This is a genomic window from Rathayibacter sp. PhB152, assembly GCF_003751395.1.
GTDB lineage: Bacteria > Actinomycetota > Actinomycetes > Actinomycetales > Microbacteriaceae > Rathayibacter > Rathayibacter festucae.
The window spans coordinates 550,285-563,808 of record NZ_RJUT01000002.1; the positions used below are offsets into that span (position 1 = coordinate 550,285).

Consider the following 13,524-nt stretch of genomic DNA (forward strand, 5'->3'; position numbering starts at 1 on the left):
GACCGCGGCACCACGTCGCCCCACGAGAGCAGAGTCATGCCCCCGCGCCCGGCCCGCCGTTCCCCCCTGTCCGTCCTCCTCCTGATCGTGCTCCTCCTCGCCGGCGCGGCCGCGGTGCCCGCCGCGGCCGCCGAGCCGGCCCCCACCCTGTCGGTCGTCTCCTTCGGCGACTCGATCACCCGCGGCGCCTCGAGCTGCGGCACCCGCGCCGACTGCCCGGTCAACTCCTGGTCGACCGGGACCGCGAGTGCGGTCCGCTCGATCGCCACCCGCCTCCAGGAGGTGAACCCGGGCAGCGTCGTCACCACGGCGAACTACGCCAAGTCGGGGAGCCGGATCAACGCCGTCGCGTCGACCGTGACCGCTGCCGCCTCGGCCGGCGCGGACCCCGACGTCGTGACCCTCCTCGTGGGCGGCAACGACCTCTGCCACCCCGACCTCACCGGCGCCGCCGACGGGTACGCGATGACTCCGGCCGCGTCCTTCAGTGCGTCGGCGTCGAGCCTGCTGCGCCAGATCGGCTCGACCTGGCCCGAGGCGACCGTCCTCGTCGGGTCGATGCCGGACATCGCCTCCGAGTGGGCGGGCCTGCGCGGGGGACCTGCCGAGGCGGGCTGGCCGGCGAACCGGCTCTGCCGCACGACCCGCGGGGCGACGGCGGACAACGTCGTCCAGACCGGTGACGCCTACGCCGCGGCGGTCACCGCAGCTGCGCAGCGCACCGGGCAGTTCAACGACGCCCTCGCCGCGGCCTGCTCCGCCGTCGGCTCCCGCTGCGTCTGGGACGACGGCGCCTTCACGGCCGCCACCGTCTCGCCCGACATCGTGTCCACCGTCGACTACTTCCACCCCAACGCCCGCGGCCAGGCCCTGATCGCCGACCTCCTCTGGGGACCCGAGGCCGTGCCCGACTGGGCGGCGCCCGAGCCGATGTCGACGCCCGTGCCGTCCGCGCCGCCGACCGCTGCGCCGTCGAGCGTTCCGACGCCCAGCGCCTCCCCGGCACCGACAGCCGTCCCCGAGCCGACCGATCCCGCCGAGACCCCGACCGCCTCCCCGACCACCACTCCGACTCCGTCTCCGTCCGCGACTGCTACGCCGACCGCGACGCCGACCGCGACGCCGACCGCGACGCCGACCGCGACCTCGACTCCGATCGCGACGCCGAGTGCGACCGCGACTCCGATCGCCACCCCGAGTCCGACTGCAACCGCGACTCCGACTCCTACTGCGTCCCCGACTCCTACTGCGTCCCCGACTCCTACTGCGTCTCCGACTCCTACTGCGTCTCCGACTCCTACTGCGTCGCCGACTCCGACCGCGACTCCGACCGCGACTCCGACTGCGTCTCCGACCCCGACGCCGGCCCGAGACACGGCTGCACCGTCCTCGCGCATCACCAGCCCGACCGCGGGCAGCACCGTCGTCGGAACGGTCACCCTCGTCGCGGTCGCGGACGCCGACGCCACGTCCTTGGTCTTCTGGACCGGCAGCACGCGGATCGGGACGGCGAAGAAGGCGGCCGACGGCACCTGGAAGCTGACCGTCTCCACCAAGGGCTTCCCCAAGGGCGAGCACCAGGTCGTGTCGAAGGCGTCGGACGCCGCGGGCAACACCGCATCGAGCGCCCCGGTCGCCGTCACCGTCCGCTGAGGGATCCCCGCCCCCTGCTGATCGAGTAGCCCTCGCAGAGGGCGTATCGAGATCCACCTCTGCTGAGGACGGTGGGTCTCGATACGCCGCTGTGCGGCTGCTCGACCAGCATGCGGAAGCGCGCGGAAGCCCAGCTGATCGAGCAGCCCTCGCAGAGGGCGTGTCGAGATCCATCCCTGCTGAGGACGGTGGGTTTCGATACGCCGCTGCGCGGCTACTCGACCGGCAAGAAGGAAGAAAGAATCGGAGGGGCTGACGAGAATCGAACTCGCATCATCTGTTTGGAAGACAGAGGCTTTACCACTAAGCTACAGCCCCGAAATCGGCAGTCCGGAGAACCCGCCGCGGGCCGCCCTCTCGGGCGGGGCCCGTCGTCTCGACCGGGCACCAGGACACTGTAGTACACGAGGCGAAGCGGCGGCGACGCCGACCCGCGAAGCCGCCCCCGCGCGCCTGTTCCGGCCGCAGGAGTGCGGTGCAGTACACTTGCGAAGGCCATTTCGGCGTGTCGCGCCAGTGACCGTGCAGGAAGGGCTCGACGAGAGTCCTCATCGGCACGGTGCACCGGCCCGCGCAACCGGGGCGTAGCTCAGCTTGGCTAGAGCGCCCGCTTTGGGAGCGGGAGGTCGCAGGTTCGAATCCTGTCGCCCCGACCACGAGTACTCATCGTGACGACATCGACCCGTGACGACCGGTCACACGGCGCCGACACCAACCAGCACAGGAGATCCCCTCACGTGAAGACCACGGTAGAAAAGCTGAGCCCGACCCGCGTCAAGCTCGCGATTTCGGTCACCCCGGACGAGCTCGGCCCCAGCATCACCCACGCCTACGGCCACATCGCCGAGCAGATCAACGTCCCCGGCTTCCGCAAGGGCAAGGTCCCGCCGGCGATCGTCGACCAGCGGGTCGGCAAGGCCGCCGTCCTCGAGCACGCCGTCAACGAGGGGCTCGACGGCTTCTACCGCGAGGCCGTCCGCGAGACCGAGGTGCGCCCCCTGGGTCGCCCGCAGGCCGACATCGTCGCCTGGCCGAGCGACAAGGACTTCACCGGCGACCTCGAGCTCGCCATCGAGGTCGACGTCCGCCCCGAGATCACCGTCCCGGCCTACGACGGCCTCGAGCTCACGGTCGACGCGGCCGAGGTGACCGACGCCGACGTCGACGCCGAGCTCGACAAGCTCCGCAGCCGCTTCGGCACGCTCGTCACCGTCGACCGCCCCGCGACGACCGGCGACTTCGCGCAGATCGACCTCATCGCGACCATCGACGGCGTCGAGGTCGACACGGCCAACGCCATCTCCTACGAGCTCGGCTCGGGCGAGCTGATCGAGGGCATCGACGAGGCGCTCGACTCGCTCACCGCGGGGGAGAGCACCACGTTCACCGCTCCGCTGCTCGGTGGCGACCACGCCGGCCAGCAGGCCGAGATCGCCGTGACGCTCACCGCCGTCAAGGAGCGCGAGCTCCCCGACGCCGACGACGACTTCGCGCAGATCGCCAGCGAGTTCGACACCATCGCCGAGCTGCGCGACTCGCTCAAGGAGCAGGCCGCCCAGCAGAAGACCTTCGGTCAGGGCGGCCAGGCGCGCGAGAAGCTCGTCGAGGCCCTCCTCGGCCTCGTCGAGGTCCCCGTCCCCGCCGCGCTCGTCGAGGACGAGGTGCACCGCCACCTCGAGGGCGAGAACCGCCTCGAGGACGCCGAGCACCGCGCCGAGGTCACCGAGGCGAGCGAGAAGACCTTCAAGACCCAGATCCTCCTCGACCACGTCGTCGAGCAGGAGAAGGTCCAGGTCAGCCAGGACGAGCTCACGCAGTACCTGATCCAGGGCGCGGCGCAGTACGGCATGGAGCCGAACGAGTTCATCAAGATCCTCTCCGAGAACAACCAGATCGGCCAGATGGTCGGCGAGGTCGCCCGCAACAAGGCGCTCGCCATCGTCCTGGGCAAGGCGAAGGTCACCGACACCGAGGGCAACGCCGTCGACCTGACCGCGTTCACCGCCGTGCCCGGCGACGACGCGGACGAGACCGCCGACGACACCGACGCCGCGACCGACGAGGTCGACGCGCCCGCTGCCGAGGCCGTCGAGGAGGCCGTCGTCGAGGAGGCCCCCGCCGCCGCCGAGGCGCCCGCCGAGGAGGAGGCCGCTCCGGCCCCCAAGAAGAAGCGCGCCCCCGCGAAGAAGAAGGCTCCGGCCGCCGAGGAGACCCCGGCCGCCGAGTAGTCCTCGACGCGAGAACGACAGGAGCCGCTCCCGGATCACCGGGGGCGGCTCTCGTCGTCCCGGCCCGCGTCCCGCCGCGGTCCGGCCCGCCGCTCGCATGCGTCACGCCCACTGCCCGCCCGCCGCCCCGCCCGCAGTCCGCCCCGGGCGAACACCGGGCGCTCCGGCTCCGCCCCCGGCGAACACGGCCGGGTCGCCCGGGTGCCGTCCGATAGATTCGCCTCCGAAGCGACAACTGAAACGGAGCGACACATGGCCGATATGGCGATGCCCAACAGTGTTTTCGACCGCCTTCTCAAGGACCGGATCATCTGGCTCGGTTCTGAGGTGCGCGACGAGAATGCGAACGAGATCGCAGCGAAGCTCCTGCTCCTCGCGGCCGAGGACGCCGAGAAGGACATCTTCCTGTACATCAACTCGCCCGGCGGCTCGATCACCGCGGGAATGGCGATCTACGACACGATGCAGTTCGTGCCGAACGACATCGTGACGGTCGGCATCGGCATGGCGGCGTCCATGGGTCAGCTCCTGCTCACCGCGGGGACCCAGGGCAAGCGCTACATCACGCCGAACGCCCGCGTCCTGCTGCACCAGCCGCACGGCGGGTTCGGCGGCACCGCGTCCGACATCCAGACCCAGGCGCAGCTGATCCTCGACATGAAGAAGCGCCTCGCCGAGATCACCGCGAAGGCGACCGGCAAGACCGTCGAGCAGGTCAACGAGGACGGCGACCGCGACCGCTGGTTCAGCGCCGAGGAGGCCCTGGCCTACGGCTTCGTCGACCACATCCGCTCCTCGGCGACCGACGTCGCCGGCGGCGGCGGAACCGCCACCGACAGCTGAGCACCCCGACGCGCCGAGAGATCAGGAAGAGACAATGAACACACCCACCTTCGGCGGGACGGCCTTCGGCTCCGGAGCCGCGCCCTCCTCCCGCTACATCCTCCCCACGTTCGAGGAGCGCACGGCCTACGGCTACAAGCGCCAGGACCCCTACGCGAAGCTCTTCGAGGACCGCATCATCTTCCTCGGCGTGCAGGTCGACGACGCGTCCGCGGACGACATCATGGCCCAGCTCCTCGTGCTCGAGAGCCAGGACCCGGACCGCGACATCGTGATGTACATCAACTCGCCCGGTGGCTCCTTCACCGCGATGACGGCGATCTACGACACGATGCAGTACATCCGCCCGCACATCCAGACCGTCGTCCTCGGTCAGGCCGCGTCGGCCGCAGCGGTGCTCACCGCGGCGGGCACGCCCGGCAAGCGCCTGGCGCTGCCGAACGCGCGCATCCTGATCCACCAGCCGGCCGTGCAGCAGGGCGGTGGCCAGGCCTCGGACATCGAGATCCAGGCCGCGGAGATCATGCGCATGCGCGAGTGGCTCGAGAAGACGCTGTCCTTCCACTCCAACCGCTCCCCGGAGCAGGTCAAGAAGGACATCGACCGCGACAAGATCCTCGGCGCCGACGACGCGCTCGAGTACGGACTGATCGACCAGATCCTGACCAGCCGCAAGGGCGTTCCCGCCCTCACGGTCTGACCTCGGGAGACCGACCGATCGTCGAAGGGCCGGGAGGCGGAGCGATCCGCCGCCCGGCCCTTCCGCGTGCCGGCGGGCGGATCCGCGCCGCCGGACCGTAGCAAACCGACACGGACGGGGCAATGGTCCGCCGATCCGGCCCGCCTGCCGAGCCCCCTCGGCTCAGCGGCTAGGCTCGGTCCTGAGTTCGGCGGTTCCGCATGACCGCCCTCTGCGAGACGCTCGACGGCACCGCCGCCCGAGAGCACCGACGCACGACAAGGAAGTGGGGCATCCCCGTGGCACGTATTGGCGAAAGCGCCGACCTGCTGAAGTGCTCGTTCTGCGGCAAGAGCCAGAAGCAGGTCCAGCAGCTCATCGCCGGTCCCGGCGTCTACATCTGCGACGAGTGCGTCGAGCTGTGCAACGAGATCATCGAGGAGCGCCTCTCCGAGTCGAGCGAGGAGACGAGCCACGAGTTCGACCTCCCGAAGCCGAAGGAGATCTACGGCTTCCTCGAGGAGTACGTGATCGGCCAGGAGCAGGCCAAGCGAGCCCTCGCCGTCGCGGTCTACAACCACTACAAGCGCGTGCGGGTGCGCAACACCATCACCGCCGCGGACGCGATCCACGACGAGATCGAGATCGCCAAGAGCAACATCCTCCTGATCGGCCCGACCGGCTGCGGCAAGACCTACCTCGCGCAGACGCTGGCCAAGCGGTTGAACGTGCCCTTCGCGGTGGCCGACGCGACGGCGCTGACCGAGGCGGGCTACGTCGGCGAGGACGTCGAGAACATCCTGCTCAAGCTGATCCAGGCCGCGGACTACGACGTCAAGCGCGCCGAGACCGGCATCATCTACATCGACGAGGTCGACAAGATCGCCCGCAAGGCCGAGAATCCGTCGATCACCCGCGACGTCTCGGGCGAGGGCGTGCAGCAGGCGCTGCTGAAGATCCTCGAGGGCACCGTCGCCTCCGTGCCCCCGCAGGGCGGCCGGAAGCACCCGCACCAGGAGTTCATCCAGATCGACACGACGAACGTGCTGTTCATCGTGGCCGGCGCCTTCGCCGGGCTGGAGGACATCATCTCCTCGCGCGCCGGCAAGCGCGGCATCGGCTTCGGCGCCCCGCTGCACAACAAGCAGGACGAGATCAACATCTTCAGCGAGGTGCTCCCGGAGGACCTGCACAAGTTCGGGCTCATCCCCGAGTTCATCGGCCGCCTCCCGGTCGTCACCACCGTCACGCAGCTCGACCAGGTCGCGCTGATGCAGATCCTCACCGAGCCGCGCAACGCGCTGGTCAAGCAGTACCAGCGGATGTTCGAGATCGACGGGGTCGAGCTCGAGTTCGACCGCGGCGCCCTCGAGGCCATCGCCGATCTCGCCGTGCTGCGCCAGACCGGTGCTCGCGGGCTCCGCGCCATCCTCGAGGAGGTGCTCGGTCCGATCATGTTCGAGGTGCCGTCCTCCGACGAGGTCGCCCGCGTGGTCGTCACCCGCGCCGCCGTCCTCGACAACGCCGCGCCGACCATCGTGCCGCACGCTCCCCGCCGCCAGGAGAAGAGCGCCTGAGCCGCCTCCGCCGGGCCGTCGCGTGACCAGTTCGCGCTGATTGGCCCGGCGTTCGCGCGCCCGGGTGGGACGCGGTTCCCTACTCTGGCGGAGCGCGTCGCCGATGCGTCCGCCGGCTTCGCGCCCGGCCGGGTCAGCGACCGGAGGCACCGTCATCGTCCAGCCGCTCCTCGCCGGGATCGTCGCCGCGCTCACCGGCTTCTCCAGCTCCTTCGCGATCGTCCTCGCGGGCGTCGTCGCCGTCGGCGCCACCGATGCTCAGGCCGCGTCGGGTCTGCTCGCGGTTTGCGTGCTGCAGGGTGTGCTCTGCATCGCGCTGAGCGTGCGCTACCGGGTGCCGATGACCTTCGCCTGGAGCACCCCGGGCGCCGCGCTGCTCGCCGCCACCGCGACCCTGCCCGGGGGCTTCGACCGCGCGGTCGGCGCGTTCCTCGTCGCCTCAGCGCTGATCGTGGTGACGGGTCTCTGGCCGGCACTCGGCAGGCTCGTGGCGCGCATCCCGCGGCCGCTCGCCAACGCGATGCTCGCCGGCATCCTGTTCCCGCTCGTGCTGGCGCCCGTGCGGGCGGCGGTCGAGATCCCGCTGCTCGCGCTGCCGGTGATCGCGCTCTGGCTGATCCTGCTCCGCCTGCTGCCGCGCTGGGCGGTGCCGGCGGCGATCGCGCTCGCGATCGTGCTGCTGCTCGTCACGGACGGCGCCGCCCTCGCCGGGGCGCCGCTGCTGCCGGTCCCCGAGTTCGTCGTGCCGGTCTTCGAAATCGGCGCGATGGTCGGCATCGGGCTGCCGCTCTACGTCGTCACGATGGCGGGGCAGAACATCCCCGGCATCGCGGTGCTGTCGAGCTTCGGCTTCGAGGCGCACTCCCGTTCGGCGATCGTCTCGAGCGGCCTCGCCTCCGGCGTCTCGGCGGTGTTCGGGGGAGTGCCGGTCAACTACGCGGCGCTGAGTGCTGCACTGACCGCGGGTCCGGAGGCCTCGCCGCAGCCGGAGCGGCGGTGGATCGCCTCGGTCTCGGCGGGAGCGTCCTATCTGGTGCTCGGCGCGGTCGCGGGAGCGGCCGCGGCACTCGTCTCCTCCGCCAGTCCGCTGCTGATCGAGGCGGTCGCCGGGCTGGCGCTGCTCGGCGTGTTCGTCTCGTCGGTGCAGGCCGGGGTCGAGGACGCGCGACTGCGTCTGCCCGCCGCGGCGACCCTGCTCGTCACCGCGTCCGGCATCGCGGTCGCGGGGATCGGCTCCGCGTTCTGGGGCCTCGTGGTGGGGCTGGTCGTGCTCGCCTGGCTGCACCCGCGTCGGGTGGCCCGCCACTCCTGACCCCTGGGACGCGCCCTCGGATCAGGCGAGTCCGCGGCGCCGCAGCAGGGGCTCCGTGCGCGCGTCGCGCCCGCGGAACTCCCGGTAGGCGACGAGCGGGTCGCGCGAGCCGCCGATCTCGAGGATCCGCCGCCGGAACCGCTCGCCCGCCGCGCGGTCGAGTCCGCCGTTCTCCTCGAACCACTCGACGGTGTCGGCATCGAGGATCTCGCTCCAGATGTAGGAGTAGTAGCCCGCGGAGTAGCCGCCCGAGAAGACGTGCTTGAAGTAGGTGCTGCGGTAGCGCGGCGGGATCGCGGAGTCCAGCAGCCCGGCGGCCTCCAGGGCGCGCGTCTCGAACTGAACGACGTCGGCACGGTCGGCTGAGTCCGGCGTCTCGTGCCAGGCGAGGTCGAGCAGAGCGGCGGCGAGGTACTCCGTCGTCGCGAAGCCCTCGCCCCACAGCGCCGCCGCCTCGAGCTGCTCGACGACGGCGGGCGGCAGCGCCTCGCCGGTCTCGACGTGCCGGGCGTAGACGGGCAGCAGTTCCGGGTGCCGGATCCACATCTCGTTGACCTGGCTCGGGAACTCGACGAAGTCGCGGAAGACGCTCGTCCCGCCGAAGCGCGGGTAGCGCGTGGTCGCGAAGAGGCCGTGCAGCGCGTGCCCGAACTCGTGGAAGAGGGTCTCGACCTCGTCGAGGCTGAGCAGCGCGGGCTCCCCGTCCCCTGGCGCCGAGATGTTCAGCGTGTTCACGACGACGGCGGAGTCGCCGAGCAGCGTCGTGCGAGTGCGGAGCGAGTTCATCCAGGCGCCGCCGCGCTTCGAGTCGCGCGTGAACGGATCGAAGAGGAAGAGGCCGAGCGGGGTGCCGTCCTCCTCCGCGACCTCGACGATGCGGACGTGCGCGCTGTGCCCCACCAGGTCGGGCCGCTCCGCGAATCGGACGCCGTAGAGCCCGGTGGCGGCGGCGAAGACGCCCTCGCGCAGGACGCGCTCGAGCTCGAAGTACGGCCGGAGCGCGCTGGAGTCGACGGCGTAGCGGGCGGTACGGACGCGCTCCTCGTAGAAGGCGCGGTCCCAGGCCTCGAGCATGAAGCGCGGCTGTCCTGCGGCGTCCTGCTCGGTGTCGGCCTGCTGCTGCATCTGCGCGAGCTCGGCGCGGGCGTTGCGGACGGCGGGGATCGCGAGCTCCTCGAGAAGGGCGCGGACGCGCTCGGGAGTTCCGGCCGTCTGGCCCGAGATCACGAACGCCGCGTGCGAGGAGTGGCCCAGCAGCGCGGCGTGCTCGGCCCGCAGCGCGACGATGTCGAGCAGGACCTCCCGGTTGTCGTGCGGTCCGCCCTCCCCGGCGCGGCCGAGGGAGGCGCGCAGGATCCGCTCGCGGACGGAACGATCGCGCAGGCGGGCGAGCCACGGGTGCCCGGAGTAGAGGGGGAGCGTCACGAGGTAGCCGTCGGCACCGCGGTCCGCGGCGGCACGGGCGGCGGCGGAGATCTCGGAGGCGTCGAGTCCGTCGAGCTGCTCGGCGCGCTCCAGCAGGACGGCCCGCTCGTTGGTGTCGGCGAGCAGGTTCTTGTCGAACCGGGTGGTCAGGCTCGACAGCCGCTCGTTCAGCGCGCTGAGCCGGGTCTTGCCGGAGTCGTCGAGGAGGGCGCCCGCGCGCTCGAAGCGCAGGAGGACGCGCTCGAGCAGGTAGGCGGTCTCGTCGTCCAGGTCGAGCATCGCTGCCCGGTCGGCGAGGGACCGGACGCGCGCGTAGAGGCGCGGGTCGAGGATGATCGCGTCGTCGTGCGCGGAGAGCAGGGGAGCGAGCTCCTCCTCCACAGCGTCGGTGAGCGGCGTGCGATCGGACGCGCCCACCGTGAAGAAGACCGCACTGACCCGGCGCAGCTCCCGCCCGGAGCGCTCGAGCGCCACCAGCGTGTTCTCGACCGTCGGCTCGTCGGGGGAGGAGGCGATGGCCTCGATCTCGGCCCGGTGGCGGCGCAGCGCCTCGTCGAAGGCCGGGCGGTACGCCTCCGGCTCGACCGCCGCGAAGTCGGGCAGCCCGTGCGGCAGCCCGCTCGGCTCGATCAGGACGGCGACGGCGGCGGAGGTGCTCATCCAGCGAGCCTAGGGGCGCCGCCGCTGCGCGCTGCGTCCGCGGTCCCGCCCTGCTGGAGACGGTGGGTCTCGATACGCCGCTGCGCGGCTACTCGACCAGCATGGAACGTCATGCTGATCGAGCAGCCCGCGCAGCGGCCCACTCATGCTGATCGAGCAGCCCGCGCAGCGGGCCACAAATGCTGATCGAGTAGCGCGCGCAGCGCGCGTATCGAAATCGACGCCGTCAGCGGCTCAGCCCCAGTCGTCGTCCTCGCCCTCGACGCGGCCCTGCGGCTGGGTGATGTAGGCGGCGTCCTCGTCCGGGCGGTAGGTGATGGTGGTGCCGTCGTCGAGCTCGAGCACGGGCTTGCCCTCGAGCCAGGTCAGGGTCCAGCGCCAGGCGGAGCTGTCGGTGCCGGCGGAGGCGAGCTCGCCCTCCACGTCGCGGACGGCGGTGACGACGATCTCGGGCAGGGTGGACGGCGTGTCTCCGCCGACCGGCCAGCGCGTTCCGAGCTGCATGGGGTGTTCCTCTCGAGAGAAGGGAAGCGGAGCGGACCATCGCCCGCTCCCCGGGTGATCAGGCGGTCGGCTCGGTCTCGAGCTCGATCTGGACGGCCAGCGCGTCGCCCTCGGCGAAGTCGAGCGCCGCGATCCGGCCGACGGCCGCGAGGTCGCCCGCGGCGAGCCGCAGCGACGCCACCAGCTCGGCCGGTGCGGTGACGACGGCGGAGCGGGCCGGCGTCTTCTGCGAGGCCTTCGCGTCGGTCTTCGCCCGGCGGATCGCGGTCAGCACGGTGCTGGCCGCGCTGAGAACGGCCGGGTCGCCGCCGAGAGCGGCCTGCCCCGGCCAGGGCTGCACGTGCACCGAGCCGTCGTGCGACCAGGACCAGGTCTCCTCGACCGCGAACGGGATGAACGGCGCGAACAGCCGCTGCAGCACGTCGAGCGCGCGGTGCAGGGCGGCGGCCGCGGAGGCCCCGTCCTCGCCGTAGGCGCGCTCCTTCACCAGCTCCAGGTAGTCGTCGCAGAACGTCCAGAAGAACGCCTCGGTGGTCTCGAGCGCCCGGGCGTGGTCGTAGTTCTCCAGCGCGGTCGTGGCGTCCGCCACCACACCGTCGAGCGCGGCGAGCATGCTCAGGTCGAGCGGGTCGCTGACCGTCGCGCCCTCCGGCAGCGGGAAGCCGTGGATGAACTTCGCCGCGTTCAGCACCTTGATCGCCAGGCGGCGGCCGATCTTGATCTGCGTCGGGTTCTGCGGGTCGAACGCCGCGTCCGTGCCCAGGCGCGAGGAGGCCGCCCAGTAGCGCACCGCGTCCGAGCCGTGCTGCTCGAGCATGCCGGCCGGCGTGACGACGTTGCCCTTCGACTTCGACATCTTCTTCCGGTCGGGGTCGACGATGAAGCCGGAGACCGTCGCGGTGCTCCACGGCGCGCGGCCGTCCTCGAGCTGCGAGCGCAGCAGGGTCGAGAAGAGCCAGGTGCGGATGATGTCCTGTCCCTGGGGGCGCAGGTCGTAGGGCGCGACGAGCTGCCAGAGCTCGTCGTCGCGCTCCCAGCCGCCGGCGAGCTGCGGGGTGAGCGAGGAGGTCGCCCAGGTGTCCATCACGTCGAGCTCGCCCTGGAAGCCGCCGGCCACGCCGCGCTGGTCCTCCGAGTAGCCGGGCGCGGCGTCCGAGGACGGGTCGACGGGCAGCGCCGACTCCTCGGGGACGATCGGCGCGTCGAACACCGGGTTGCCGTCGCCGTCGAGCGGGTACCAGACCGGGATGGGCACGCCGAAGAAGCGCTGGCGCGAGATCAGCCAGTCGCCGGCGAGGCCGTTCACCCAGTTCTCGTAGCGGACGCGCATGAACTCCGGCACGAACCGCACGTCGCGGCCGAGCTCCAGCAGGCGCTCCTTGAGCGCCGCGTCGCGGGCGCCGTTGACGATGTACCACTGGCGGGTCGAGACGATCTCGAGCGGCTTGTCGCCCTTCTCGAAGAACTTCACCGGGTGCACGATCGGGCGGGGCTCGCCGACCATCTCGCCCGACTCGGTGAGCAGCGCGACCACGGTCTGCTTAGCGGAGAACACGGTCTTGCCGGCGAGCTGCGCGTACGCGGCCCGGCCGGCCTCGCTCTCGATGGCGGCGGGCGCCTCGGAGATCAGGCGGCCGTCGAAGCCGATGACCGCGCGGTTGGGCAGGTCGAGCTCGCGCCACCAGACGACGTCGGTCAGGTCGCCGAAGGTGCAGATCATCGCGATGCCCGAGCCCTTGTCCTTCTGCGCGAGGTGGTGCGCGAGCACGGGCACCTCGACGTCGAAGAGCGGGGTGCGCACGGTCGTGCCGAAGAGCGCCTGGTAGCGCTCGTCGTCCGGGTGCGCCACGAGCGCGACGCAGGCGGGCAGCAGCTCGGGGCGGGTCGTCTCGATGAAGACGTCCTCCGCGCCGTCGCGGTGGAAGCCGATGCGGTGGTACGCGCCGGGCTGGTCCTTGTCCTCCAGCTCGGCCTGCGCGACCGCGGTCCGGAAGGTGATGTCCCAGAGGGTCGGCGCCTGCGCCTGGTAGGCCTCGCCGCGCGCCAGGTTGCGGAGGAAGGCGCGCTGCGACGCGGCCTGCGACTCCTCGCCGATGGTGCGGTAGCTCTGCGTCCAGTCGACCGAGAGGCCGAGGGTGCGCCAGAGGTCCTCGAACTGCTTCTCGTCCTCGACGGTGAGGCGCTCGCACAGCTCGATGAAGTTGCGGCGGGAGATCGGCTTCTGGTCGGCCGCCTTGCTGCTCTTGTTGTCGCCGCCCTCGAACGGCGGCACGAAGTCGGGCGTGTAGGGCAGCGTCGGGTCGCAGCGCACCCCGTAGTAGTTCTGCACGCGGCGCTCGGTGGGCAGGCCGTTGTCGTCCCAGCCCATCGGGTAGAAGACGCTCTTGCCGCACATGCGCTGGAAGCGCGCGACGACGTCGGTGTGCGTGTAGGAGAAGACGTGCCCGATGTGCAGCGAGCCGGAGGCGGTCGGCGGCGGGGTGTCGATCGAGTAGACGTCCGCGCGGGAGAGCCCGGTGCGATCGAACCGGTAGGTGCCGTCCGTCTGCCAGACGAGGCCCCACTTGCTCTCGAGACCCTCGAGGGCGGGCTTGGCGGGGAGGCGGTCGGCGACGGTCATGGTTCTCCGGTTCGATATGGGCG

The 13,524-nt window shown here is 71.5% G+C and carries 9 protein-coding genes and 2 tRNA genes; 7 read left to right on the top strand and 4 right to left on the bottom strand.

Translation table 11 applies throughout. The features are described 5' to 3' along the window. Positions 1-36 precede the first annotated feature (36 nt). Positions 37-1,653, top strand: a complete 1,617-nt coding sequence (locus EDF36_RS06005; RefSeq protein ID WP_148059980.1) for a GDSL-type esterase/lipase family protein — start codon at positions 37-39, stop codon at positions 1,651-1,653. Between the two features lie 247 nt (positions 1,654-1,900). On the opposite strand, the gene EDF36_RS06010 is transcribed toward EDF36_RS06005, so the two are convergent. Then, a tRNA-Gly gene (locus tag EDF36_RS06010) sits at positions 1,901-1,971 on the bottom strand. Positions 1,972-2,231: 260 nt separating this feature from the next. Between EDF36_RS06010 and EDF36_RS06015 the strand changes: the two genes are divergently transcribed. From EDF36_RS06015 to EDF36_RS06040, 6 genes are all read left to right on the top strand, one after another. Next, positions 2,232-2,309: transfer RNA gene (locus tag EDF36_RS06015), tRNA-Pro, on the top strand. Between the two features lie 81 nt (positions 2,310-2,390). Further along, positions 2,391-3,881, top strand: coding sequence for a trigger factor (tig, locus tag EDF36_RS06020; RefSeq protein ID WP_123732268.1), 1,491 nt, complete (start codon positions 2,391-2,393; stop codon positions 3,879-3,881). 201 nt (positions 3,882-4,082) lie between these two features. Beyond that, complete coding sequence (locus EDF36_RS06025) at positions 4,083-4,724, top strand: ATP-dependent Clp protease proteolytic subunit (RefSeq protein WP_260300538.1); 642 nt, start codon at positions 4,083-4,085, stop codon at positions 4,722-4,724. A gap of 34 nt (positions 4,725-4,758) precedes the next feature. Further along, positions 4,759-5,424, top strand: coding sequence for an ATP-dependent Clp protease proteolytic subunit (locus tag EDF36_RS06030; RefSeq protein ID WP_123445811.1), 666 nt, complete (start codon positions 4,759-4,761; stop codon positions 5,422-5,424). A 278-nt stretch (positions 5,425-5,702) separates the two neighbouring features. Next, positions 5,703-6,980 carry an ATP-dependent Clp protease ATP-binding subunit ClpX gene (gene clpX / locus EDF36_RS06035; RefSeq protein ID WP_123445812.1) on the top strand — a complete coding sequence of 426 codons (1,278 nt, stop codon included), beginning with the start codon at positions 5,703-5,705 and terminating at the stop codon, positions 6,978-6,980. Between the two features lie 103 nt (positions 6,981-7,083). Then, positions 7,084-8,292 carry a benzoate/H(+) symporter BenE family transporter gene (locus tag EDF36_RS06040; protein WP_123732269.1) on the top strand — a complete coding sequence of 403 codons (1,209 nt, stop codon included), beginning with the start codon at positions 7,084-7,086 and terminating at the stop codon, positions 8,290-8,292. Positions 8,293-8,313: 21 nt separating this feature from the next. Here EDF36_RS06040 and EDF36_RS06045 read toward each other — a convergent pair whose 3' ends face one another. The 3 genes from EDF36_RS06045 to valS form a co-directional block, all read right to left on the bottom strand. Next, positions 8,314-10,377: a M3 family metallopeptidase gene (locus EDF36_RS06045; protein WP_123732270.1), complete on the bottom strand. Its 2,064-nt coding sequence runs from the start codon at positions 10,375-10,377 to the stop codon at positions 8,314-8,316. Between the two features lie 234 nt (positions 10,378-10,611). Continuing rightward, a complete protein-coding gene (locus EDF36_RS06050; protein WP_123703503.1) occupies positions 10,612-10,881 on the bottom strand; it encodes a hypothetical protein in 270 nt (89 codons plus the stop codon). 58 nt (positions 10,882-10,939) lie between these two features. Next, a complete protein-coding gene (gene valS, locus EDF36_RS06055; protein ID WP_123732271.1) occupies positions 10,940-13,501 on the bottom strand; it encodes a valine--tRNA ligase in 2,562 nt (853 codons plus the stop codon). Positions 13,502-13,524: the final 23 nt, after the last annotated feature.